The organism is Streptomyces sp. NPDC047081, from assembly GCF_040643775.1.
GTDB lineage: Bacteria > Actinomycetota > Actinomycetes > Streptomycetales > Streptomycetaceae > Streptomyces.
In genome coordinates, this window is the sequence record NZ_JBEYUY010000024.1 from 69,941 (window position 1) to 94,002 (window position 24,062).

A 24,062-nucleotide genomic window follows, 5' to 3' on the forward strand; every position below is an offset into this window, starting at 1 on the left:
CGGGCTCGCCGGCTGCTCGTCGACGAGCAGCCGGCGGGGCTGAGCGCGGCGTGCAGCTGCTCGGAGGTCTCGGCGCGGTTCAGGTGCCTGCGCAGCGCCTGGAACTGGATGGGCCATCGTCCTCGTGGTTGAACTGGGCGTTCACCAATTGGCGCTCATTCCGGGGCCTGCCGCGCGGCAACAACTTCGATCTCCACCAGGCCGCCGTACGGCAGCGCGTCCACGCCGATGCAGGTGCGCGCGGGAAGAGGCGTGGGCATGGCCTGGAGGTAGGCGCTGTTCATGGTGTCGTAGTCGGCCATGTCGTCGAGGAAGACGGTGACCTTGACCAGGTCGGCGAGTGTCAGGCCCTGCGCCGCGAGCTCGCTCTCGACATTGCGAACGGCCTGCAGTGTCTGCTCGGGAACGCCTTCGGGCAGGACTCCGTCCCGCATGCCGAGCCGGCCGGAGAGGAACACGAGGCCGTGCGCGGCGACCGACCCTCGGTAGGGGCGGCTTTCGGTGTCGTAGTGCGTGGCTGCCATTACTTCTCCTTGGAACTGGCGATGAGCGTCGCGAACGTGTCGGCATTGACGTTGCCGCCGCTGACGATGATTCCGACGCGCCGATCGGCGAAACGGGAAGGGTGGGCCAGCACCGCGGCCAGCGCAGTGGCCCCGGAGGGCTCCACCACCAACTTCAGCCGCTCGAAGAGCAGCCGCATGGCTTCCACGGTCTCGGAGTCCGAGACCGTGACGATCTCGTCCACCTGGCGCCTGTTGACGGCGAAGGTCAGCTCCCCGGGCATGTCGGCCTGGAGACCGTCGGCGATGGTGTGCGGGATGGGGATCTGCACCCGTTGCCCGGCCGCGAGGGAGCGGGCGGTGTCGTCCGCGGTCTCCGGCTCGACGCCGACCAGCTCGACGCCCGGAAGCAGCTCCCGCGCCGCGGTCCCGCATCCGGCCATGAGGCCGCCGCCGCTCATCGGCACGATGAGGACGTCGATCGGCCCGCCGTCCTCGATCAGTTCGAGGGCAGCCGTGCCCTGGCCGGCCATGACGCGGTGGTCGTCGAAGGCGTGCACCATCGTGAGCCCTTCGCGCTCGGAGAGCGACGCCGCGAGCGCGGCGCGGTCATCCCGGTAGCGGTCGAAGGCGATCACTCTCGCGCCGTACCCCTCTGTGGCCGAACGCTTGGCCTGGGGGGCGTCATCGGGCATGAGAACGGTCGCGCGGGTGCCCAGGAGCGCCGACGCCAGCGCCACCGCCTGGGCGTGGTTGCCCGATGAGAAGGCGCATACCCCGCGTTCGCGCTCCTCCCGGCTGAGACCGGCGACAGCGTTGTACGCACCACGGAACTTGAAGGAGCCGGTCCGCTGGAAGTTCTCGGCCTTGAGCACAAGGCTCGCGCCGCTCATCCGGTCGAGCGTGCCGGAGGTGAGAACCGGGGTACGGTGCGCGACGCCGTGGAGCCGCCGGGCCGCTTCCCGGACCAGGTCAGCGCTGAACGACCCTTCGCCCACGAGTTCCTCCGCTGCGTCGGTCGTCATGACGCCGTCCGCAGTCCGCCGGTGCGGGAACCAGCGCTCTCGGCTCTGAACGGATCGAGAGGGAATGTCAGGGTGCTCAATTGGCTCTCCTTTGCGTTGTGTGGCCGAAGTGCCTCCGGTTCGACGGGCCTTGCCCGAAGGCGATCGCTGGAGGTGCTTGCCGGCCCCCTGGCTCTCTGGGGATGGGCGGGTGCCGACGGCAGACCGTCGGGAGTGGGCTGGGGCTCAGGCGGTGGCCTTCTCGGCTGCGGCGAGCCTGCGGGCCTGCGGGTAGGCGTCGAGCAGGCGGGCGGTGTCGGCCATCTGGTCTTCCCAGACGGCCCGGACGATGTCGATCCGGTCGTCGGCCTCCTGGAGCGCGGCCAGATAGGCCTCGATCCCCGCTCCTGGGCCGCCGACGGCTTCGTGGAGCGCGATCATCCGGATGGCGAGCTTGGTCTGGACCCCGTAGACGGGGATCTGCGGGCCGCGGGGGGCGCTCATGCCGATGAGGTAGAGCTTCTCCAGGCCTGCCGGCACGATCCCGCCGGCGTAGCGCAGCGGGGCACCGCGGCGGCGCCTGATGAGGGATTCGTCGATGAACGGCAGGCTCGGGCGGAAGCCGGTGGCCCACAGGACGGTGTCGTACGCGCGGGAGGCGCCGTCGGTGAAGTGGACCGTGTCGCCGTCGAAGCGCTCGATGGCGGGCACGACGCGGATGCGGCCGTGGTGGATCCAGTACAGGAGGAGGTCGTTGACGATGGTCCCGCCGCCCAGACCGTCCGAGAGGGTGCGGTGCTTCGGTTCGGGCATGCCGGGGTAGTTGTGCCATTCGCCGATCGACACCCGTGCCAGGAGCCGGTAGGCGAAGTCCTGCTCGTCGGCGGAGAACTGGCCGAGGAATCCGACTTGCTGGCGCGGCACCCCGAAGTAGGTCTTCGGCTGGAAGTAGATGCCCTTGCGGATCACGATGTCGGCCTCGAGCCGGTTCTGGGCGACGTCGACGGCGAGGTCGCAGCCGGAGTTGCCGGCGCCGACGACCAGGACGCGGGTCCCGTCGATCTCGCTGGTGTTGCGGTATGAGCCGGAGTGGATCTGCTTGCCGGTGAAGGTTCCCGGGACGGTGGGGATGTTCTGGTCCCACAGATGCCCGTTGGCGACCAGGACCCCGTCGTAGTCGATGACTTCTCCGGTGTCCAGGGTCACGGTCCAGCCCGCCGAGCCCACGGCCCCGTCCGTGGGTATGGGCACCACCGAGGCGACGGCCGTGTTGAAGCGGATGATGTCGTAGTGGCCGTGGGTGCGGGCGTAGGACTCGATGTAGGCGCGCACCTGGTCACGGCGGGGGAAGTGGGGGTAGTCCGCGGGCATCGGGAAGTCCTCGAAGTGGGTCATGTCCCGCGCGGTGATCAGGTGGAGCGCGTCGTAGTCGGTGTGCCAGTGGCCGCCGACGCGGTCGGTCTTCTCGTAGCAGTCCACCTCGTAGCCGGCCTTGCGGAGCTGCTCGAGGGCGGAGATGCCGGCGGCGCCGGCACCGATGACGCAGTAGCGGGTCATGGCGGTGTTCTTCCTTTCAGCGGTCGTTCACATCGGCCGGATGGCGTCGTCGCCCCGAGGGGGGGGCTCGCCGGTCTCCGTCAGCGGACCGTCGCCCCACCGTCGATCAGGAAGTCGGAGCCCGTGGCGAAGGAGGATGCCTCGGTGGCCAGGTACACGATCAGGGGCGAGATCTCCTCGGGCTGGGCGCGGCGGCCCAGCGGAGCCCCTGAGGAGGTGCCGCCGGGGGGCTCGTCGTCGATCATGGGGGTTTCCACCCCTCCGGGGCTGACGGAGTTGACCCGGATCCCCACCGGCGCGTATTCGAGAGCTGCCGCGCGGGTCAGGGCCAGCACGGCGGCCTTGGAGGCGGAGTAGGCGCCGTAGCCTTCGGCTCCTCGGTGTGCTGCCGTGGAGGCGACGTTGATGATGGAGCCGCCGCCTCGGCGGGCGATGGCCGGCGCGGCGGCCTTGATGCCGAAGAGGACGGAGGTGGTGTTGACCCTCTGCAGCAGCTCCCATTCCGCAGCGTCCAGGCTTGCCAGAGGGGTGACCCGGATGATCCCCGCGTTGTTGACGAGGACGTCGAGGCCGCCCTCCCGCCCTTCGATGTCGGCCATGGCCGCGGCCCAGGCGTTCTCGTCGGTCACATCGAGGTGGAGGTAGCGGACCGGAAGGCCCTTCTCGCTGAGGGCTGCCGCGGTCTTCTGCCCGTCCTCGTCGCGGACGTCGGCGATGACCACACGCATGCCGGCCGAGGCGAGGGCCTGTGCATGCGCGGCTCCTTGGCCCCGGGCGCCGCCTGTGACAAGGGCGACCGTGTCGGTGTGCTGGCTCATCTGGGTCCTTCCTGTCTGTGTGTGGGTTTTGGAGTCCGGAGCTGGCGATGAGGGCCCAAGTCGGCGCCCTGGAGAAAGTCGGGCCTTGAGTCGAGGTGTCACCTGGAGACAGCGGGTCTTTGCGTATGCGCCGGGAACCAAATGGCGAAGGCGATTCCGCAGGTGGCCGCGAGGGCGGAGTGATGAACCGCATGGCCTGCGCAGCTGCTGCAGGTAGTTCAGGCCCAAGGTGTCCGCGGTTTCGCGTTGGCCGGTTCGGGCTCGGCATGTGCGCGGTCGGGCTTTATCAGAATCTGGTGCTCACGAGACTCCCTTGCTCGGATGGGCCGACAGCCCGGACGGGCCCTTGACCGCGGCCACTTGGACCTTGGCGTGGTCCACCGCATAGCCCCTCAGTATCCATAGGTGTAAGCTTTGGACTGTCGACATCTCAGCAGGATGACCTAGAGATCGCAAGGGGTCTTCGCGAACTGGGTCATTTTTGACTTTTACGGAACATTCGTGTACTTCCGCGAAACAGGGGCCCGATGACGATCATTCAGATCAACTACTTCCTGGCGGCTGTGGAGGCGGGGTCGCTGACCCAGGCGGCGGAGGATCTCGGGATCTCCCAGCCCACGCTCTCCGAGCAGATCCGCAAGCTCGAACAGGGCCTGGGCGTGGCCCTGTTCACCCGGGCGAAGCAGGGGCTGACCCTGACCGAGGCCGGGCACCGCTTCCTGCCCCACGCGCGGAAGGTCTCGCGCGACTACGAGGCCGCGATGGACTCGATCGCGGGCATCCGCGCCCACGAGGAGGGGACGGTGGCGTTCGGGATGTTCAACAGCGGCCAGTACGTGCTCTCCGGGCTCGTGCCGGCCTTCCGGACCCTGTACCCGAAGATCACCGTCCGGATCATCGGCTCCAACTCCGCACAGGTCGCGGATCTCGTCCGCTCAAGCCGCCTGGAGGCGGGGGTGGTGGCGCTGCCGATCGAGGCCCGCGGCCTGACGATCAGCGAGGTCCTCTGGTCCTGCGAGGCCGCCTACTTCCACACCGACCCCGCCGCGACCGCCGCCCCGGTGGGCATCGACAAGCTCCTGGAGCGCCCCCTGGTCCTGCCGGAGTCCGGATGGGCCCAGACCGACCCGACCCGGCGCCAGCTCAGCGACCGCGCCCAGAAGCTCGGCCAGGCCCTCGTGCCCGACATCGAGGTCGAGAGCTGCGTCGCCGCCCTCGACATCGCCGCCAGCGGCGTCGCCGGCGCCGTCGCCTCCGTGCCCGTCGCCGAGGCCCTCGGCTACACCAAGAGCCTGAGCTGGACCAGCCTCGACCCGCCCCTGATCGAGACCTTCGCCATCATCACCCGAGACCCCACAAGTCTCTCCCCCGGCACCCAAGCCATGATCAAACTCGTCGAAGAGCACATGGGCAGGCTCCACACCGAGTATCAGCCCGCCTAGACGTCGCCGACGGGAGCTTCGAGTTCAGCGCGCTGGGGGCTCGTGGAAGAGGGCCACCAGGGCTGCCCTGCAGCGGGACGGCGCCTTCACAGAGGCCTGATGGGCTGGAGGAGCGAGAACTGCGAGCTGCGGTAGGGCGACCGGCCGGGATGCGGCGACCTGGGTGCGGGCATCTGATGGTGGCGCCCGCACCCACGCGTCGCTCGTCCCCAACACATCGTCACGATGTCGATGAAGGACCCGGCTCTCTCACAGAGCGGCGATCTCGGCCTCGAAGGAACGGCGAAGCGCGGCACGGTCGGAATCGTCCAGCCAAGCGCCGTCAAGGGCGGCGAGGCTCATGGCGATGCCCTGTTCGCGTGTCCAGCCCATGGCGAGGCCGGCCGCCACGAACTCCGATCCCAGATCGGTGCCCAGCATGGGTGGGTCGTCGGAGTTGATGGAAATGTTCAGGCTGGCGGCAGTCATCTCGACAATGGGCTGGTCGGCCTGACTCCGGCCGGGGTTGTGCGCGCAGCACGTGCCCCAGCACGTCGTGACATGGGTCCCCTCGTCGCGAAGGCGCGCCGTGATCGCGGCGTCGGCGAGCGCGAGGTAACCGTGGTCGATGCGGTCGCAGCCGAGCACATCGAGGCTGTCCGTGATCTGGCCGGGCGTATGCGCCTCTGCCGCGTGGGCGGTCCGGCGCAGACCGTTGCGTGCGGCGAGAGCGAACGCCTCGGCGAACAGCGGAGCCGGACCGACCGAGTCGTCGTGGTCGAGGCCGATGCCGAGCACTTCGTCGCGCCGGTGCGCGATGACCTCTCTGACCAGGTCGTTGGCGACCGAGACCGGCTGCGATCGGTTGATCGCGGGGATGAGTCGCCCGACGATGCCGAAGTCGGTCTCGGCGCTCGCCAAGCCGTCCAGGACCGCTTCGAGTTGCTGCCGATAGGTCATGGACGGATGGTTGGTGGGGTTGAAGAAGATCTCCCGGTAGCGCACGTTGCCGAGCCTGGCGGCCTGAGCCTGCGCCTCGTAGGCGACCTCGGCCATGTCGGCCGGCGTGACGATGGCCGCGCACACGGCCTCGTACGTGACCAGGAAGTCGGCGAGGCCGGCCCAGGTGCGGTAGAGCCTGGCCGGGTCGGACGTGGGCAGCGGCGTCCCGTTGCGAGCGGCGAGCTTGACGGCGAGCTCGGCCGGGACCGAACCCTCCAGGTGGACGTGCAACTCGGCTTTGGGAAGCGCCCGCAGGAACTGGCTCACTGGCGCCCCGTCCCGAGCAGCCGGGACGCCTCGCGTTCCGCGGAGGTGTTCAGCCGCAGTCCGCGGGACCCGGCGAGCTTCTGGGCGAGATGCTCGGCCACGGTCGTCGGCTCGTAACGCGCCTCTCCCGTGCCGGGCAGCGCCCTGATGACCGCGTCGTGATCGCCGTCGTGGAAATAGGCGGCCGAGCGGCGGCGGTACAGCCGGCCGTCGTCGTCGACGGGCGCGAGGACGCGATGCATCGTGGAGATCCATCGGTCGTTGGTCCACCGGGCCAGCAGGTCACCCAGGTTGATGAGCAACGCTCCCTCGGCGGGGACGACATCGTGCCAGGCGCCCTCGTCGTCGAGGATCTGGAGGCCGCGCACCGCGTCCGCCCACAGGATGGTGACGATGCCGAAGTCGGTGTGCGCGCCCATCCCGACCTGGCCCGGCTCCAGCACGGTGTCGTCGGGCGGGACCTGGTAGTTGTTGAGCCGCAGGACGTCGATGGAGTGGTGCTGGTACGCGCGGAAATAGTCGCGGGGCAGGTCGAGCGCGAGAGCGAAGATCTCGGTCATCGTGCGCGCGAGCGACCCGGCGTGGGTGAACCACTCGGTGAGGCCGGGGACCGGCACCCCTCCCGGCCACAGGTTGGCGGCGTACAGCTCGGTGGGCAGGTCGAGCATGGGGTAATCGGCCGCCTGGCTGCCGAAGTTGAAGGCTTCGAACAGGTCGTCAGGCGAATAGACGCCGAGGCTGTGGCTGAGTCGTTCGGTCTTGCGAGCGCTGTAGCCGCGGTTGATGGAGCTCGAAGACGGGCGGGTGGCGAGCTTCTCCTCCAGCGGCAGCCCGAAGAACGCGTCCATGGCCTCGGACAGGGCCGCGGTCGCCGAGGTGGGGATGCCGTGGCCGACGATCTGCATGAAGCCGACGTGCGTGGCCGCCCGGTCGACGGCGGCGGCGACGCTCGCGGGGTCGGTGCCGGTGCGGAACGGTGTGATGTCGATGACGGGTACGTCGCTGATCCGGGCGGTACTGATGGCGTGCTCCCTTCGGATGCCTTTCCTCTGACGGCCATCACGATAGGTGTCACTTATCATCAAGGCAAGGGTTCCGCCTGCGCCCGGCCCACCATGAGCAGGACGTACGCCGGCTGGTCCTCGACCAGGAGCCACCGGTGCCGCGCGCTGCCCGGATGGTGCAGCATGTCCCGCGGGCCGAGCCGCCAGGTCCGCGAACCCTCGAACTCGATGTCCAGGGCGCCGTCGATGACGTAGACGGCCATCTCCCCGGAGGACTCGAACCATTCCTGCACGTAGCGGCCGGGTTCGATCCGGTACTCGATGACCTCCAGCATCCGGTCCGAGCGCGACATCAGGATGCGCCCCACGGCCGCGTCCTCCCGTTCGGACACCGGCAGCTCCTGCCCCTCGTCCGCCCGGACCACCGTCACCTGGTCGAGCGGCGGACGCGGCAGCAGATCGCCGGGAACCACGCCGAGGGCCTCGGCCAGCCGGTAGATCGTGGACATCGAGGGGGCACTCACACCGCGCTCGATCTGGCTGAGGAAGGGCTGGCTGACGCCGGCCCGCAGGGCGAGCGCCCGGGTGCTCAGCCCTGCCTTGTCGCGCAACGTCCTCACTGTCGCACCCACGAGCCGGTTCAGGCCGGCCTCGTCGTGAGACTCCATGTGACACTCCGTTCATCGTACGCGTCGGCGCCCGAAACACTTCCTCATTTGAATGCTCCCACTTATCGCCCGTGTGTTCCGGCGCGACCCGAGGAGCCTTCGCATGAGTATCGCCGACCGTGCCGACCCGAGATCCGACACCGCTTCCGCCGCCTCCGCCGCATTCACGGTGGAGCGCCATGGCATCGATCACATCCCGGAAGGGGAGCGGCACGGCCGCGTCCGGCACCTCGCGCTCCTGTGGAGCGGCTGCGTGCTGAACGTCGCGGTCGTCACCTACGGCGCGTTGCTGACCGCCATGGGGCTGAGCCTGTGGCAGGCGGTGCTGGCCATTCTCGTCGGGAATCTCACCTGGCTGATCACCGGACTCGGCTCCCTGCCCGGGCCGGCCGCGGGAGTGACGGCGTTCATCACCAGCCGAGCCGCCTATGGCCGCGACGGCAACCGCATCCCGGCCTTCTTCAACTGGATCAGCAACGTCGGCTACGAGGTCGTCGGCCTCGCCCTCGCCGTCCTGGCCGCCGACGTCCTGATCGACAAGGCGGGCATCACGGTCGGCACACCCGTCAAGATCGTCGTCCTCCTGCTCCTCGCGACGGCACAGAGCGTGCTGCCGATCTTCGGTCATGCCGCCATCACCCGCGCGCTCAGGCTCCTCGCGATTCCGTTTCTGCTGCTGTTCGCCCTCCTGGCCGTGCTCACGGCGCAGAAGGTGCACTTCACCGACGGGCATGCCGGCAGTTGGCCCCTGTTCTTCATCGGCGTCGCGCTCAGCGCGTCGAGCTCAGGTCTCGGCTGGACGGGCAACGCCGCGGACTACTCCCGCTACCTGCCCAGCGACGTCAACCGCCGCCGCCTCGTCCTCGCCGTCGTGCTGGGCGGCGGCATTCCGCAGATCCTGCTGATGACCCTCGGTGCCGCCGTCGGCACGGTCGTCGCGACGGCCGGCGATCCGATCAGCGGGCTGCCGACCGCGTTCGCCGACTGGTTTCTCGTTCCGTACCTGCTGATGGTGGTCGTGCAGATGCTCGCGGTGAACGCCGTCGACCTCTACTCTTCCGGCGTCAGCCTGCAGGCGCTCGGTCTGCGGATAGGCCGCTGGCAGGCCGTGGCCGTCGACGCGGTACTGAGCACGGCGATCACCGCGCTCGTGGTGTTCAACGACGCCTTCGACTCCTACCTGAACGACTTCCTGCTCTTCACCATCGTCTGGTTGGCCCCTTGGGCCGGCGCCTACGTGACCGACTACCTGATGCGCCGGGGCCGCTACGACATCGCCGCGCTGACCGAGGGCCGGTCGAGATTCCGTCCGGCGGGCATCATCGCGCTGGCGACCGGAGGGGCGGCCTCGCTGCTCTGCCTCGACACCACTGTCTTCACCGGCCCGATCGCCGATGCCGCGGGCAGCGCCGACTTCAGCGTCCCTGCCGGCCTTCTGACAGCCGGCCTGACCTACTTCCTGCTCGCCAGGCGAAGTATCGCCGCGGACTGACACGGACCCGAAACCGGTCCGCGCGTTTCTGTCGGCAAGGCCGGTAAAGACTCCCGCCCATCCGCATGGTGTTGTCCGATCGACTACGACGCCGTCGACACCGTCGCCCGGCCGTCTCCACCCGTATGGGGGCTTTCCCGGCAGGCAGGTGGGTCAGCTCGTCGAACGCAGTTGTCTCAGATGGGTTCGGGAGCTGGCGGCGTTAACGTCGCGCATGTCGATGGGGGCGCATCGGACACTTCGGCAGGGTCGGCGGCGAGGGTGGACTTGGCCGCGGGTTGTGAGGCGGTGGGTCAGCCGGCTGCGGCCGGTTCCGACCAGACTTTGGCCGAACTCTGGCGTACCGGTGTCTACAGGAGTCGTTCGCGGTCTCGCACCGCAGCGGCGCAGGGAGTTGGCCCGGCACCAAGCCGTGGTGATCCGGGACGTGCTGCTCTGGATCGCTGAGCAGTGGCGGGCAGTTGACGTGGAACCGGACGCTGGGTGGCCGGGCCGTAGTCACTCTGCGGTAGTGATGCTTGCCGGAGTTCACCCCCTATGACTCGAACCCGCGGTGGCTTCGCAGGGGGTGTAGGGGCGCGACTTGGGCTTCTACCTGCATCGATGCTGAATCGGTCCGGACGGCCGTCAAGGTTGGTATACCGGATGCCCTATCTGACCTGCGGAAACACACAAAGTAGCGGCAGCGCCCCCGGCGGGGCGTGCAGCAGAAGGTGGACGGTCTGAGCTGGGGGTTTTGGCGGGGAAGCTTGTCGTGGAGGGGACTTTTTGTCCTACGGCGCGGGGAGGGGGCGGGCGGTGAAGCGGCCTGCCGTGCGACCTGGAGCCGATCCCGATGTGTGGACGCGGAGGATGGGTGCGTTGGTGGTGGCGGGAGTCGCGGCGTACGCCTCGTATGTGCATCAGCGTGAGTTCGCGTTGCAGGGTGGTGCGGACCGGACCAGTGCGACTCTGTGGCCGTTGTCAGTCGATGGTCTGCTTCTACTGGCGACGGTCGGCGTTCTGAAGCCCTCCCGTGGAAGTGACCGGCGCACGCGCTCTGTGGTGTGGCTGGCCTTTCTGCTCGGGATCGCGGTTTCCCTCGCGGCCAACATCGCGGCGGCGCCGGCGCTGGCGTGGAAGCCGGTGTTGGTGGCGGGGTGGCCGCCGGTGGCGCTCCTGCTCGCGGTGGAGCTGCTTGCTCATCGCTCCGGCGACGATATCGGGGGCGATGCTGCAGACGAGTCTGAGGACGAGGTCGTTGATGATAATCCGTTGCTGGCGCGTGCCCGCCAACTGGACACCCGGCACCGAGAGTTGTACCAGCGGCCGGTGTCGGCTGAGTCGTTGCGCAAGGAGTTGCGCGTTGGTGCGGGCCGATCGCGACGGTTGGTAGCCGTGGTGCGTGCGAGCAGTAACGGTAGCGGGCGGGGGCGAATGCCTACGCAGAACGCAATCTGAGAGACCACTGTGTGTCTCCTGTGGCGTAGTTCACGCTCCGAGGCGGGGCTGTTGGTGCCCTTTTGCGTCACTGCCTCCCAGGTCGAGAGGTCTAGACGACCCTTTACAGGATCTTTAAATTATCTCCCTGATCTTGCCTTTTCATTGGCAGCGAGGGGAAGAAAACGTGAATACCGGGGGGAGACGCGGGCGCAGACCACGCTCCGCGGCAGGAACGATCGGGCTGGTGGTATCGGTCGCTGTCCTGGGCGGGCTGTTGCAGCCTGCAGCCGCCGACGAGGGTGGCGGGGCGGAGCGGCCCGAGAGCGCTTCGTCGGCGTCGGCAGACGACGCGGCCCGGGGCAAGGAGTTCTGGGAGGACGATGTCCTGCCGCCGGAGACAGTCGAGCAGAAGGCGTCGAAGAAGGCGGTGACGAGTGGTCAGCGGGTCGAAGTCGGTGCCCTCACCACGGAGACGGGCCAGGTTTTCGCCAACCCGGACGGCACGTTCACCGCGGAAACCTCGTCGGAGCCGCAACGGGTGCGCAAGGGCAACGACTGGGTGCCCATCGACACCACACTCGTCCCAGGGGCTGACGGCACCGTGGTTCCCAAGGCCGGGCAGGGTCTGACGCTGTCGGGCGGCGGTACGACGGCACCGCTGGTGCGATTCACTCAAAACCACCACACGTACCAGGTGTTCTCGCCCTGGCAACTGCCCGCACCAGAGCTGGACGGCTCGCACGCCGTCTACAAGTCCGTCCTGCCCGACGTCGACCTCGTCGTCCAGGTGCAGCCGGACGGCTTCACCCAGAACCTGGTGGTGCATACCTCGGAGGCGGCCGCCAACCCAGCCCTCAAGTCCATCAACTACCCCGTCAAAGCAGACGGTTTGCAAGTACGCTCAAGCGCCAACGCAGTGTCGCTCGTCGACGACGGTGGCCGTCCGGTGTTCATCAGCAGCGCACCGCTGATGTGGGATTCCGGCGACTCGGCCGGCACGCACACCATGTTGGCGCGGACCGCATCCGAAGATGCACCGGCGGTCGATCCTGTCGACGCGCTGACCCCCGATGCCCAGTCACGCACGGCAGTCGCTGATGTTTCGGCTGCCGACGACGAGCTGAAGATCATCCCGGACCAACGGTTCCTGCAGGATCCCAAGACGACCTATCCCGTGGTGATCGATCCTCCCACGGTCAAGGCGAAGCTGGCCGGGTGGACCACCGTGTGGTCCACCGAGAACGACACCTCGTTCTGGAACACCACCCACGCCCTGGGCGTGGGCTACGACGCGTTCGTCGACAACAAGAAGGCCCGCTCGCTCTTCCAGTTCGACACTCGGACGGTGGCCGGCAAGAAGATCCTTCACGCCCAGTTCTCGGCGTACGAGATCTGGTCGGCGAACTGCACCAAGAAGGACGTCGACCTGTATCGCACTGGCCCAATCTCCTCGGGGACCAAGTGGGGGAAGCAGCCGTCATGGTCCTCGAAGGTCGACACCGTCTCGACGGCGAACGGGTTCTCCAGCGACTGCAAGGACGCCTCCGTGGAATTTGACGCCACGTCGGCGGTGGCGTACACGGCCAAGGCGAAGTCGACCACAACCACCCTGGGGCTGCGGGCCGATGAGGGCGATCCCATCGCGTGGAAGCAGTTCATGTCGCCCAAGGACTCCGACTCCACTTCCGAGCGCAAGCCGGTCCTGTCGATCACTTATGTGACGCCGCCGACGAGCAAGCCGTCGTCGGTGAAGATGTCCGATCCGAACGTTGCGTGCTCCTCCTCCTCCAGCCCGGCCGTCATTCGTGACGCCACACCAAGGCTGACCGCCACACCGACCTCGTCAGATGGCTCGAACGCGGTGCTCCGTCCGAACTTCGAGCTGTACACGGGCAGCAGCACCAGCCCGACGACCCTCAAGCCCTCCGCGTACACCGCCAGCGGCACCGCGGGCACGGTTCCGACAGCGACACTGAAGTCCGGCACCACCTACCACTTCCGGGCTCGCACCGAGTACAAGTACTCCTACGGCGGCACCACCGGATACCTGTACGGGCCGTGGTCGTCCAACTGCTACTTCAAGGTGGACACCGATGGTCCGCCGAAGCCGACGATCACCTCGGTCAACAATCAATACCCGGAGTGCGCAGGTACCACCTGCGCCGGCTCACCGGAGACCGGCAGCGTTGGCATGACCGGCACATTCACCATCACCGCCGGAGCTTCGGACGTGCGGCGCTACGTCACCTGGCTCAATGGCGTGAAGATCGATGACAAGACGTACAGCGTCAACACGACCAGCCATTCGGTTTCGGTGACCCCGGACAAGCGGCTCACCAACACGCTGCGCGTGCAGACTTACGACGCCGCCGGCAACCCCGGTGAGACCCGCGACTACTTCTTCAACGTGGCCAGGCCTGCAGTTCCGGTGGGTGTCTGGAAGTTTGATGAGGGCAGTGGAACCACGGCCGCCAACGCCCAGGGCGCCAGCTATCCGCTGACGGTCAATAATGCGACCTGGGACAGTCAAGGCCGCCTCGGCAAGGGCATCCAGACCAACGGCACCACCAGCTACGCTGCGACGAGCGGGCCGGTCGTGGACACCACGGGCAGCTTCTCCATCTCCGCCTGGGTCAACCTCGGGACCCGCGACAAGATCAGCACCGTCGCGAACCAGAATGGCTCCAAGGTCGGTGCTTTCCAGCTGTACTACTCCGACGGCTACGACCGGTGGGTCTTCAACCGCTACGCCGCCGACTCCGACACTGACAGCCCCACCATCACGCGGGCCATTTCCACCAAGCCCGGCGTGGTCGGTGCCTGGACCCATCTGCTGGCGGTCTATGACCGGCAGGCGCAGCAGCTGCGCCTGTATGTGAACGGAGAGCTGCAGCAGCAGACGGCGTTCACCACTCCGTGGGCCAGTTCGGGTCCGTTCGAGATCGGCCGGTTCAAGGGCGCCAATGGTCCTTCCAGCTACTTCACCGGCGAGATCGACCAAGTCCAGGCGTACAAGCGCGTGGTCTACCCCGACGAACTGTGGAGCCTGGCCAACCTGGAGAACGCCGACACCGGCAAGCCCCAGGCGGAACTTCTGGCGCAGTGGGCGATGGACGAAACCTCCGGGACCACTGGTTCCGATGGTTCAGGTCGCGACAACATGCTGCAGTTGCAGACCGGCGCTGCCTTTACCACCACCGACGATGCCGGCCACGGCAACGTCCTCGAATTGAACGAGGACGTCCTCGGCCGTGCCACATCGGCCGTGAAGTTGGACGACGGCGGCAGCTTCACGGTGGCCGGCTGGGTCAATCTGGCCGCTCAGTCCAAGCTCGAGGACACCACTACCGCACACTCGCCCACGGTGTTCTCCCACCCCGGCAGCCAGCGCAATGCCTTCCGCCTGTGGTACCGACAGGAGGCCGGTGAGTCCGTCGGGGACTGGAACTTCGGGGTGTACGCCACTGACGTCCTCAACGGGCCGGCTGCCACCACCGTTTCCGACGAGGTAAATCCGCCCGGCGGTTGGATGCATGTCGTCGGTGTCTACGACTCGGTTACCCAGTCGGCCAAGCTCTACGTGACCGGTGAGCGACAAGGCGACGAGGACGGCGCCTACGTCGAGGACATCTTCCAACCAACCGGCCCGCTGATGATCGGCGGCGCCCGTCGGCACGACACCGGCGAATGGGGCAATGCCTTGCCCGGACAGCTGGACGACATGCGCGTGTACGCCGGCGTGCTGTCCGAGGACGAGATCACCCAGCTGTCCATCGTCGACGAACCGCCCGTCGACATCGGCTGACCGCGCCAAGCATCACCACCGAGGCAGCACGGTATGCCGGGCCCTGACCGGGTCCGGCACACCGCAATCACCACGAAACCGGGGAGCAACACGTGACGGGGCACAGATCTGTGCTGCACAAATGGGCCTGGCGCAGGGCTGGGCGAGTCCGGCTGGCAGCGATCAGCCTGCCGGTGTCGGCGGCCGTGGTGGCCACGTTGCTGGGAGCCGCACCGCCGGAAGACCACTCCCGCAACCACTCCCAGCTGGCCAAGCCGCACTATGGCAAGGCCACGACCTTCACCACCAAGACCAAAAAGATCAACGATCCGACACTCAAGGCCGCAGGCAGGACCCGCGCTGCCGCGGCGCACCGGACGCACTGGCCTGCACCTGGCTCTGCCACCATCGACCTCGCCGATATCAAGGTCACGACCAGCGTCCAGCGCAGCACCGCGAGTGGGAGTGCGACGCTGCCGGTCACTCTGTCCGCCCCGCATCGTCCGCAGGGCAAGAAGGCGAAAGCCGCGCCCGCACTCGAGGCCCCGGACAAAGCCGAAGTCACCGTTCTTGACCAGAAACTCAGCAAGAAACTGGGGCTGGAAGGGGTGCTGCTTTCCGTCAGTCGTGCGGATGGCGACACCGGCCCGGCCGGCCTGTCCATGACCGTCGACTACAGCTCCTTCGCCGACGCCTACGGCGGCAACTGGGCGGGGCGGCTGCGCGCCGTACAGCTTCCGGCCTGTGCTCTGACCACCCCGCAGAAGGCAGCTTGCCGCACCACGACGTCTCTGCCCACCGCCAACGACCGCAAGGACGACACGCTCACTGCCCAGGTCACCACGCCCAAGGCGAGGAACGCCACTTCGGCCATGAGCGTGGTGGCGCTGTCGGCCGGTGCTGCATCCGATCAGGGCACGTACCAGGCCACGCCGCTCTCACCGTCGGCGACGTGGGCCGGAGGCGGCTCCAACGGCGACTTCACCTGGAACTACCCACTGGATGCGGTGCCAGCCCCAGCCGGCAAGGCCCCGTCGCTGGCCATCGGCTACTCCGCCCAGAGCATCGACGGCCGCACCTCGGCGACATCCGCGCAGACCTCCTGGGTCGGTGAGGGCTTCGATGTGCCCAACTCCTATATCGAGCGCTCCTATCACTCCTGTGATGACGACGGTCAGGACGGCAAGTTCGACGAGTGTTGGAAAGAGGACAACGCCTCCGTCGTCCTCAACGGCAAGTCCAGCCCTCTGATCAAGGATTCCAAGGGTTGGCACCTGAAGAGCGACGACGGCGAGCGGGTCGAGCTCGGCACCGGCGCCACCAACGGCGACGACAACGGCGAGTTCTGGACCATCACGACCACGGACGGTACTCAGTACATCTTCGGCAAGAACCGCCTGCCAGGCTGGTCCGACCACGGCACCGCCGCCGACGACCCGACCACCGACTCCGTGTGGACTGTGCCGGTGTTCGGCGACGACAAGGACGAGCCCGGCTACGACGCCGGCACCACCTTCGCCGATCGTGCCAAAACCCAGGCCTGGCGCTGGAACCTGGACTACGTCGTCGACCCGCACGGCAACGCCACCAGCTACTGGTACGCCAAGGAGACCAACTACTACGCCAAGAACGGCAGCACCGGCAACGGGACCGGCTACACCCGCGGCGGCTACCTCAAGCGCATCGACTACGGACAGCGCACCGACACCATCTTCACCCAGCCCGCCGCAGCACGCGTGAAGTTCACCGTCGCCGAACGCTGCCTGCCCGTCTCAGGCGGCGAGACGTGCACGTCCCTCACCTCCACCAACAAAGCAGCCTGGCCGGACGTGCCCTTCGACCAGATCTGCGCCTCTGGTAAACCCTGCACCGACCAGCCGTCCCCGACCTTCTTCACTCGCAAGCGGCTCACCGACATCACCACCCAGGTCTACAAGGGCACCGGCAGCGGAGCCGACACCGACTACCGTGACGTGAACACCTGGCATCTGGAGCACTCCTTCCCCGACCCAGGAGACGGCTCCGCTCCTGCCATGTGGCTGAAGTCCGTTCAGCACACCGGCAAGTCCGGCACCGCCATCACGCTGCCTGCCGTCACGTTCACCGGCATCCAGATGCCCAACCGCGTCGACAAGACCGGCGACAGCATCCCGCCCTACATCAAATGGCGCGTGCGCACCGTCACCAGCGAGACCGGCTCGGTGCTGACCGTCAACTACTCCGACCCCGAGTGCGTGGCCGACACCAACGTGCCCACCGCACTGGACAAGAACACCAAACGCTGCTACCCGGTGAAATGGATTCCGCCGACCAGCCCCACCCCCGGCGAGGACCCGCAGCCGCGCACCGACTTCTTCCACAAGTACCTCGTCACCCAGGTCACCGAGTCGGACCCGACCGGCGGCGCCCCCCTCAAGGAAACCGACTACACCTACAACGGCGGCGGCGCCTGGGCCTACGACGATCAGTCGCCCATCTCTCCGGCCAAGTACCGCACCTGGAACATCTGGCGCGGCTATCAGAAGGTCACCACTACCGTGGGTGAGGCCTCCGGCGTCCGCTCCAAGACCACCGCCCTGTATTACCGCGGCATGGACGGTGACAAGCAGTCCGACGGATCCACGCGAAGCGAGACGATCACCGACTCCCAGGGCGTCGCCAAGGCTGACTCCGAGCAGTACGCCGGCCAGCTCCGCGAAGAGATCACGTACAACGGCACCAGTGGCGCCGAGGTCTCCGGCACCATCAAGACGCCCTGGTCGAAGAAGACATCCAGCGACAGCCACTCCTATGGCACCGTCAACGGATACATCGTGCGCACCGGTACTGAGGTCAAGCGCACCTACCGCAGCAGCGGTGACTCGCTGACAACGACCACGAACACCACTCACGACGAGACCAGTGGCCAGCCGCTGACCGTCGAGACGGACGCCGCCGGGCAGAAAGACTGCACCCGAACCGAGTACGCCACCAACACCACCGCCTGGATGCTGATCTACCCGAAGCGGGTGGAGAAGGTGGCCGTGGCCTGCTCTGCCACCCCCAAGCGCACCAACGACCCCAAGACGACCGACGTCATCTCCGACAACCGGACGTCCTACGACAACAAGGCCTACGGAGAAGCTCCCGCCAAGGGTGATGCCACCCGTAATGAGCGCCTCACCGGCTACGCCACCGACGGCACGCCGCGCTACCAGACCGTCAACACCGCCGCCTACGACACGCTGGGCCGGCCCACCGACGCCTGGGACACCCGCGGCACCCGCACCCGACACGCGGACTACACTCCCGCAGCCGGCGGACCGCTGACCAAGACCGTCGAAATCAACGCGCTTGGCCACACGATCACCACCGAGCACGCCCCCGACTGGGGCGTGGACACCTCCAGCGTCGACCCCAACGGCAACCGCACCGAGATGGCCTATGACGCCCTAGGTCGGCTCACCGACGTCTGGCTCGCCGACCGCGATCGGGCCGCCGACCAACCACCCAGCCAGAAGTTCGAGTACAAGGTGCAGAAGTCCGGAGCTTCCTGGGTGGCGACGAAGTCGCTGAACAATGACGGCAGCACCTACCTGACCCAGTACGCCATCTACGACGCACTGCTGCGACCGCGGCAGATCCAGAAGCCCGCCGCCACCGGCGGTGGTCGGATCGTCAGCGAAACCAAGTACGACAGTCGCGGTCTGGCCGGGGAAACCAGCGCGGACTACATCGACACCACCGCGCCTTCCGGCACTCTGGCCAATCTGATCACCGCTGCGCCGGCCGGTACGGCCACCACCTACGACGGCGCCGGCCGACCCACCGTAGAAAAGGTCCTCAAGCTCGGTCAGGAATTCTCCCGCACCACCCACACCTACGACGGCGACACCACCACCGTTGAGCCACCCGTTGGCGCCGCCGCCGTCATGGAGAAGGCCGACGCCCGAGGCCGCGTGTTGGAGAAGAGAGAGTATGACGGCAACGAGGCCACCGGCACCTACACCAAGTTCGCCTACGGCTACGACCACGCCGACCGGCTGACCAAGGTCACCGACGACGACAACAACACCTGGAGCTACGACTTCGACCTGCTGGGCCGACAGGTCGGCGCCCACGATCCCGACGCAGGCAGCAGCACCACCAAGTACAACGACCTCGACCAGGTCATCTCGGGAACCGACGCCCGGGACAAGACCATCGGCTACACCTACGACGCCTTGGGCCGCCAGACCGCCCGCGTCGACGGCGACGTCCCGATCGTCAACGGCGTACCCACACCAAGCGACGACAAGGTCCTCGCCCGCTGGTCCTACGACACCATCGCGAAGGGGCACCTCACCTCGGCCATCCGCTACGTCGGCGGCAAGAACGGCAAGGTCTACGCCTCGACCAACGCCGCCTACGACAAGGTCTACCGGGTCCTCAAAGAGCAGTACACGATCAGCACAGCTGAAGGGGACCTGGCCGGAACCGGCACCTACGCCATCACCAACAGCTACAACCTCGATGGCACGCTGCAAAAGCGCACCATTCCGGCGATGGGCGGCCTCAGCGCCGAGACCCTCACCTATGGCTACACCCCCACCCGGCTTCCGGACACCCTGCAGGGCCTGACCGGCATCGTGCAGAACACGGACTACCTGCCGGCCGGAGAGAAGATCCGCACCACGCTCGGCGTATCGTCGGCGGCTGACTGGACGGAGATCAACTCCTCCTACGAAGACGGCACCAAACGTCTGAAACGCCAGACGGTCGTCTCCGAAACTCACACGGGCACGGACGCCGACGTCAACTACCAGTACGACCCGGCCGGCAATCCCACCGAGATCGACGACCGGTCCACCAGCCCGGGCGACAAGCAATGCTTCACCTACGACGGCCACCGCCGCCTGAACGAAGCCTGGACGACCACCGGCGACTGCACGACAGCCCCGACCACCGGCACCGTGGGCGGCCGTGCCCCCTACTGGCAGTCTTTCGACTACGACAGCGCCGGAAACCGAAAGACCGCCACCGACCACATGGCCACCGGCGGCCCGGCCACGACCAACTACACCTACAAGACCACCGACCAGCCTCGTCCGCACGCCCTGGACTCAACCGTCACCGAGACCAGCAGCGGTGCCAAGACCACCAACAACTACATATACGACGAGGCGGGCCACACCAAGGAACGCACCCTCGACGGCACCACCCAGTCGCTCGATTGGGACGTGGAAGGCTCCCTCGCCACGGTCAGCGAAGCCAACGGCAACACCACAGCCTTCCTCAACGACGCCGACGGCAAGAGACTCATCCGTCGCGATGACACCGGCACCACCCTCTACCTCGGCGAAACCGAACTCCGCCTGGACAAGGCAAGCGGCAAGGTCACGGCTACGCGCTACTACAGCCTCGGCGACCAGACGGTCGCAATGCGCACTCCCAGCGCGCTCACGTGGCTGTGCACCGATCACAACGGAACCGGCACTCTCCAGGTGGACGCGGCAACGCAAGCCCTGACTCGCCGGTCCATGAAGCCGTTCGGCGAGGAGCGCGGGGCCAAGCCGGCCGACTGGCGCGGCGAGAAGGGATTCGTCGGCGGAACCCAGGACCCCACCGGCCTGACCCACCTCGGTGCCCGCGACTACGACCCCACCGCAGGTCGCTTCGTCAGCGTCGACCCCGTGGTCGACCTGAAGGACCCTCAACAGGCCAACGGCTACGCCTACAGCAACAACAATCCCGTCACCTTTGCCGACCCGAGCGGCAAGTTCTTCGACCCGTTCTCGGCCCTGGCCTTTGCCACCATCATCCTGGTCACGGTGGCCATCGTCTTCGGCGGCGGCGGAGGAGGCGGCAGTAGCAACGGCGGCGGGAGTGTGGCCCCCTGGGGGAGCAGCAACTACGGAAGTAATTCCGGCGGAGGAACCAACTGCGGGTCGACCTATCCGGCATACAAGCCCGGCTGCTACAGCCCGGAGCCCGAAGACCCTCGAGCACAGGGGTCGTTCAAGGACTTCGGTCTCGGAGCCCTCGTGGGCGCTGGACGAGCCGTAGCCGGCACGCTGGACCTGGGCGTGAAGCTCACACCCTCCTGCTGGATCTTCGGTGACTGCTCTCCGTCGAGTGACTCCTTCGAGAAATTCGTAAAAAACCACCACCTTCAGAAGGACAACAAAGCCTTCGACGCGGGCGACGGAGCCGTGACCGTGGCGTCCTTCTTCTGGGGCCTCAGTGGTCTCCTCAAGTCCCTTGGGAAGAAACTTCTCGCGGGGGCCGCCGAAGAATCCCCCTGGAGCCTCCCGGCCAACCAGCGCGGCTTCAAAATCGAGGACGATGTGTTCGGCGGGAGTAACCTTCCGAACAATTTCCCCACCATCGACTACTGGAATGCCGATACTGGTGCAGCGGTCAGCTACAAGTCGATAGACACTTCGGCGAAGTCATACCAGAAACTGTCGAAATTGAAGTGGCAGGCAAACGACTTCGTCAAGAAAATGGAGAACTTCAATGGTGCCTCGTACGGTGGTACCACCGTGGACGGTAACGACATCAGAGTCCGGGGCCTGAAAATAGCGGTGCCCTCGACCACGAGTGCCGATCAGTGGAAGGTGCTGAACAAGGTAGCTTCAGACGCGATCGGCAAGGGTGTGATAGTTACCGTCCAAGAGGTCGAGTAGAATCCAGGCTGGGCGCCGATCCCGATCGGCGCCCAGCCCGCTGTCTGCCCTATCCGCAACCTCCCCGGTGAGGGGTCTCTTTCATGACTACCCTTCTTCAAGACATAGCCAGTTCATCCGAATGGATCGCAAACGCTCTGCAGCACTCGGGCTACCGTGCGGACTTCTCCTCGGAGAGCCTGACGGAGATCGATCGCTTCATCGACGATCACTCCTCCGACGGGATTGCCCGCCCTGGCGGACTTCTCGCTGATGGGCTAGGGCAAAAACTCTTTTCCCTTGGAGCGTATGTCGGTGAGACCATTCGCCGGGAACGGGGCGGAACCTGGCGTGCCGACGATGACGATCCGCGTGGAGAGATCAACATTGAACTGCATCTGGCTGAAGGTGGAGTAATCTGGCCGGTTCAGCGAGTCATGAAGCGCTTCAAGAATGGAGCGGAGGACGGAATCGCGGCCTATGGCGCCATGATTGGGCGCTAAAACCTATCCTGCAATCAAGTAGGTAGAGGCGTGTAATACCCGCCCTTCTTCTCGTCGATGAGGTCACGGGTAACGTCGAGCTGGCCAACGTGGCGGGTGTACTCCGGGAGCAGGTTCGGGTGCCTGGAGGCGACCGCCGAGCAGAGCGCATCGGCCAGGCCGGTGCCCGTGACGCCGAGCCCTCCGGTGGTGGTGAGGTTGGCCCGCCCGGCCCGCGGCATCAAAACCCGAAGGGTACGGGTGACTCCGTGTCCACGACTACGCATGCACCCGAGGCCGGTCGTCAGAGTCCAACAGCCGTCGAATTACGGCCTGTTGCCGCGCAAGCGCTATGGGAGCCTGGTTGTGTCAGCCGTGCGGGGCGGCGACGGCAACGCTCACGTGCCTCCCCGGGGACCTCAATGACTCTTCCCAGGCAAGCCCGTTTCGGTGCACGAGATGACCCAGAAGCTGAACCGGCATGGCATCACGATCCACGCCGCTCGCAACACGGCACTGGCCGCCTTCAGCGGCGATGTCCCCGGCCCGTTCCTCGCCGACCTCACCAGCATGCACCCCAACACCGCACTCCGCTGGGTCGCCCATGTCAGACGCGGCTGGACGGAGTACCTCGCCGCCCGCGCCGAGGACGAGAGACGAGGAGGAAGGCAATACGCCGGGCCGCTATCACTAGATGGATGACGGCTGGGATACGGGCCGCCGCTCGGGCAAGGGCTCGCTCGATTCGAGGGACGCCTGGTCTTGGCCACGACTGCGCGCCCCGTGGGCTCTCCGCTAGCGTGAAATGCCGCCAGCAGGCGGGAGTTCGGGGCAGGGAGGCACGTTGACCGTATTGCCGTACTACCTACGCCTTGGTGAAGCCGCCCACGGAGATCTTGCACCAGGCACTGCTCTACTGGGATGGCATCGCGACGGTCACGGGATCCAGAGGTTTACGAGGTTGCCGTGCCAGAGCAGTTGAAGGAGCTGCGGGACCGACCGCTGTACACGCCCCTGCCCTTCGGCCAGGACTCCGTCGAGTTGCTGGGCCCTCCCGACCTCCCGGGCTATAGCTTTCACGACGGCGGCTCAGCCTCCCGGGTCCTGCGGCAGGAATTGCGGTGGATGGACGCAGTGGCCTGCAGCGGTCCGGCCGCCGTGTCCAGGGTGACGGCGGGCATTGGCGGCAGCCAGATGCGCCGTACCCGACTTCTGGTCGCCGCGATGGCCGACCGGTACGGCGTCGAGCCGACGCCCGCTGGCAAGCGGTCCTGGGCCGAGGTCACGGTGATCAAAGCGGCAGCCGCCCTGGCTCTTTCGGGTCCTTGATGCGGGATCTGCTGCCTCTTCCCGGCTGGCTGGCGGGCCGAGGCGGTCGTCCGGAGGGCTACTGTCATCGACAGATGATCGACGCGGTGCGCTACCTCGTCGACAACGGCATCAAGTGGCGGGCTATGCCTGCCGACTTCCCGCCCTGGCCCCGTGTCTACGCCTTCTTCGCCCGCTGGCGGGATGCGGGCCTGGTGGACGAACTGCATGACCGGCTGCACCAGGCGGTCCGCCGGGCTGAGGGCCGTGCACTGGAGCCGAGTGCGGCGGTCGTGGACTCGCAGTCGGTGAAGGCGGCCGCCACTGTTTCCTTCGCTTCACGGGGCTTCGACGCCGGGAAGAAGATCAACGGACGCAAGCGGCACCTGCTCACCGACACCCTCGGACTCCTGCTGGATGTGCTGGTCACGGCGGCGTCCACGACCGACCGGGACGCCGCCCGCATCCTGCTGCCCGCAGCACGCAAGCGCCTGGGCGGACGGCGGCTATCGCGGTCACCTCCAGGACTGGGCTGCCCAGCACCTCCACCTCGTGCTCGACGTCGTCCGCCGCAGCGACGACGTCAGCGGCTTTGAGGTCCTGCCCCACCGCTGGGTCGTGGAAAGATCCTTCGCCTGGTTCCTGCGCAGCCGGCGTCTGGTCCGTGACTACGAACGGCGCCCCGACACCAGCGAAGCCGTCAT

The 24,062-nt window shown here is 67.0% G+C and carries 16 protein-coding genes and 1 pseudogene; 9 read left to right on the forward strand and 8 right to left on the reverse strand.

What is annotated here, in order from left to right; genetic code table 11:
• Nucleotides 1-155: 155 nt before the first annotated feature.
• From ABZ848_RS35380 to ABZ848_RS35395, 4 genes are all read right to left on the reverse strand, one after another.
• Nucleotides 156-524: a RidA family protein gene (locus ABZ848_RS35380; RefSeq protein ID WP_360838598.1), complete on the reverse strand. Its 369-nt coding sequence runs from the start codon at nucleotides 522-524 to the stop codon at nucleotides 156-158.
• Nucleotides 524-1,528, reverse strand: coding sequence for a threonine/serine dehydratase (locus ABZ848_RS35385; RefSeq protein WP_360838600.1), 1,005 nt, complete (start codon nucleotides 1,526-1,528; stop codon nucleotides 524-526). The genes ABZ848_RS35380 and ABZ848_RS35385 overlap by 1 nt, the downstream gene beginning before the upstream one ends.
• Before the next feature lie 225 nt (nucleotides 1,529-1,753).
• Nucleotides 1,754-3,064, reverse strand: coding sequence for an FAD-dependent oxidoreductase (locus tag ABZ848_RS35390; protein ID WP_360838602.1), 1,311 nt, complete (start codon nucleotides 3,062-3,064; stop codon nucleotides 1,754-1,756).
• Between the two features lie 80 nt (nucleotides 3,065-3,144).
• Nucleotides 3,145-3,882, reverse strand: a complete 738-nt coding sequence (locus ABZ848_RS35395) for an SDR family oxidoreductase (RefSeq protein ID WP_360838604.1) — start codon at nucleotides 3,880-3,882, stop codon at nucleotides 3,145-3,147.
• A gap of 527 nt (nucleotides 3,883-4,409) precedes the next feature.
• On the opposite strand from ABZ848_RS35395, the gene ABZ848_RS35400 reads away from it, so the two are divergent.
• Nucleotides 4,410-5,324, forward strand: a complete 915-nt coding sequence (locus ABZ848_RS35400; protein WP_360838606.1) for a LysR family transcriptional regulator — start codon at nucleotides 4,410-4,412, stop codon at nucleotides 5,322-5,324.
• A gap of 249 nt (nucleotides 5,325-5,573) precedes the next feature.
• Here the strand turns inward: ABZ848_RS35400 and add are convergent, their stop codons facing one another.
• The 3 genes from add to ABZ848_RS35415 are packed head-to-tail and all read right to left on the reverse strand — an operon-like array spanning nucleotide 5,574 to nucleotide 8,244.
• Nucleotides 5,574-6,572, reverse strand: coding sequence for an adenosine deaminase (gene add / locus ABZ848_RS35405; protein WP_360838608.1), 999 nt, complete (start codon nucleotides 6,570-6,572; stop codon nucleotides 5,574-5,576).
• Nucleotides 6,569-7,654: a 2-oxoglutarate and iron-dependent oxygenase domain-containing protein gene (locus ABZ848_RS35410; RefSeq protein WP_360838610.1), complete on the reverse strand. Its 1,086-nt coding sequence runs from the start codon at nucleotides 7,652-7,654 to the stop codon at nucleotides 6,569-6,571. Before ABZ848_RS35410 ends, add begins: the two co-directional genes overlap by 4 nt.
• A complete protein-coding gene (locus tag ABZ848_RS35415) occupies nucleotides 7,654-8,244 on the reverse strand; it encodes an XRE family transcriptional regulator (protein WP_360838612.1) in 591 nt (196 codons plus the stop codon). The genes ABZ848_RS35410 and ABZ848_RS35415 overlap by 1 nt, the downstream gene beginning before the upstream one ends.
• A 103-nt stretch (nucleotides 8,245-8,347) precedes the next feature.
• Between ABZ848_RS35415 and ABZ848_RS35420 the strand changes: the two genes are divergently transcribed.
• From ABZ848_RS35420 to ABZ848_RS35440, 5 genes are all read left to right on the forward strand, one after another.
• On the forward strand, nucleotides 8,348-9,736 hold the full coding sequence (locus tag ABZ848_RS35420) for a cytosine permease (RefSeq protein ID WP_360838614.1): 1,389 nt from the start codon (nucleotides 8,348-8,350) through the stop codon (nucleotides 9,734-9,736).
• Between the two features lie 852 nt (nucleotides 9,737-10,588).
• Complete coding sequence (locus ABZ848_RS35425; protein WP_360838616.1) at nucleotides 10,589-11,176, forward strand: DUF2637 domain-containing protein; 588 nt, start codon at nucleotides 10,589-10,591, stop codon at nucleotides 11,174-11,176.
• A 226-nt stretch (nucleotides 11,177-11,402) separates the two neighbouring features.
• On the forward strand, nucleotides 11,403-14,963 hold the full coding sequence (locus ABZ848_RS35430; protein WP_360838617.1) for a LamG-like jellyroll fold domain-containing protein: 3,561 nt from the start codon (nucleotides 11,403-11,405) through the stop codon (nucleotides 14,961-14,963).
• Between the two features lie 92 nt (nucleotides 14,964-15,055).
• Nucleotides 15,056-21,589 (forward strand): RHS repeat-associated core domain-containing protein, encoded by a 6,534-nt coding sequence (locus ABZ848_RS35435; protein WP_360838619.1) that lies wholly within the window; start codon nucleotides 15,056-15,058, stop codon nucleotides 21,587-21,589.
• 83 nt (nucleotides 21,590-21,672) lie between these two features.
• Nucleotides 21,673-22,071 (forward strand): hypothetical protein, encoded by a 399-nt coding sequence (locus ABZ848_RS35440; RefSeq protein ID WP_360838620.1) that lies wholly within the window; start codon nucleotides 21,673-21,675, stop codon nucleotides 22,069-22,071.
• Between the two features lie 14 nt (nucleotides 22,072-22,085).
• Here ABZ848_RS35440 and ABZ848_RS35445 read toward each other — a convergent pair whose 3' ends face one another.
• Nucleotides 22,086-22,292: a hypothetical protein gene (locus ABZ848_RS35445; RefSeq protein WP_360838621.1), complete on the reverse strand. Its 207-nt coding sequence runs from the start codon at nucleotides 22,290-22,292 to the stop codon at nucleotides 22,086-22,088.
• Nucleotides 22,293-22,509: 217 nt separating this feature from the next.
• Between ABZ848_RS35445 and ABZ848_RS35450 the strand changes: the two genes are divergently transcribed.
• The 3 genes and pseudogenes from ABZ848_RS35450 to ABZ848_RS35460 all read left to right on the forward strand — a co-directional run.
• Nucleotides 22,510-22,752: a hypothetical protein gene (locus tag ABZ848_RS35450; protein ID WP_360838622.1), complete on the forward strand. Its 243-nt coding sequence runs from the start codon at nucleotides 22,510-22,512 to the stop codon at nucleotides 22,750-22,752.
• 264 nt (nucleotides 22,753-23,016) lie between these two features.
• Nucleotides 23,017-23,379 carry a hypothetical protein gene (locus ABZ848_RS35455; RefSeq protein WP_360838624.1) on the forward strand — a complete coding sequence of 121 codons (363 nt, stop codon included), beginning with the start codon at nucleotides 23,017-23,019 and terminating at the stop codon, nucleotides 23,377-23,379.
• Between the two features lie 56 nt (nucleotides 23,380-23,435).
• A pseudogene (locus tag ABZ848_RS35460) lies at nucleotides 23,436-24,027 on the forward strand (transposase); the annotation flags it as partial.
• Nucleotides 24,028-24,062: the final 35 nt, after the last annotated feature.

Bases quoted from the DNA above. Each gene is read 5' to 3' on its own strand.
- ABZ848_RS35395 (WP_360838604.1), bottom strand. From the start codon at position 3,882: ATGAGCCAGCACACCGACACGGTCGCCCTTGTCACAGGCGGCGCCCGG.
- ABZ848_RS35380 (WP_360838598.1), bottom strand. From the start codon at position 524: ATGGCAGCCACGCACTACGACACCGAAAGCCGCCCCTACCGAGGGTCG.
- ABZ848_RS35450 (WP_360838622.1), top strand. From the start codon at position 22,510: ATGACCCAGAAGCTGAACCGGCATGGCATCACGATCCACGCCGCTCGC.
- ABZ848_RS35385 (WP_360838600.1), bottom strand. From the start codon at position 1,528: ATGACGACCGACGCAGCGGAGGAACTCGTGGGCGAAGGGTCGTTCAGC.
- ABZ848_RS35420 (WP_360838614.1), top strand. From the start codon at position 8,348: ATGAGTATCGCCGACCGTGCCGACCCGAGATCCGACACCGCTTCCGCC.
- ABZ848_RS35390 (WP_360838602.1), bottom strand. From the start codon at position 3,064: ATGACCCGCTACTGCGTCATCGGTGCCGGCGCCGCCGGCATCTCCGCC.
- ABZ848_RS35425 (WP_360838616.1), top strand. From the start codon at position 10,589: ATGGGTGCGTTGGTGGTGGCGGGAGTCGCGGCGTACGCCTCGTATGTG.
- ABZ848_RS35410 (WP_360838610.1), bottom strand. From the start codon at position 7,654: ATGATAAGTGACACCTATCGTGATGGCCGTCAGAGGAAAGGCATCCGA.
- ABZ848_RS35445 (WP_360838621.1), bottom strand. From the start codon at position 22,292: ATGCCGCGGGCCGGGCGGGCCAACCTCACCACCACCGGAGGGCTCGGC.
- ABZ848_RS35415 (WP_360838612.1), bottom strand. From the start codon at position 8,244: ATGGAGTCTCACGACGAGGCCGGCCTGAACCGGCTCGTGGGTGCGACA.
- ABZ848_RS35440 (WP_360838620.1), top strand. From the start codon at position 21,673: ATGACTACCCTTCTTCAAGACATAGCCAGTTCATCCGAATGGATCGCA.
- ABZ848_RS35400 (WP_360838606.1), top strand. From the start codon at position 4,410: ATGACGATCATTCAGATCAACTACTTCCTGGCGGCTGTGGAGGCGGGG.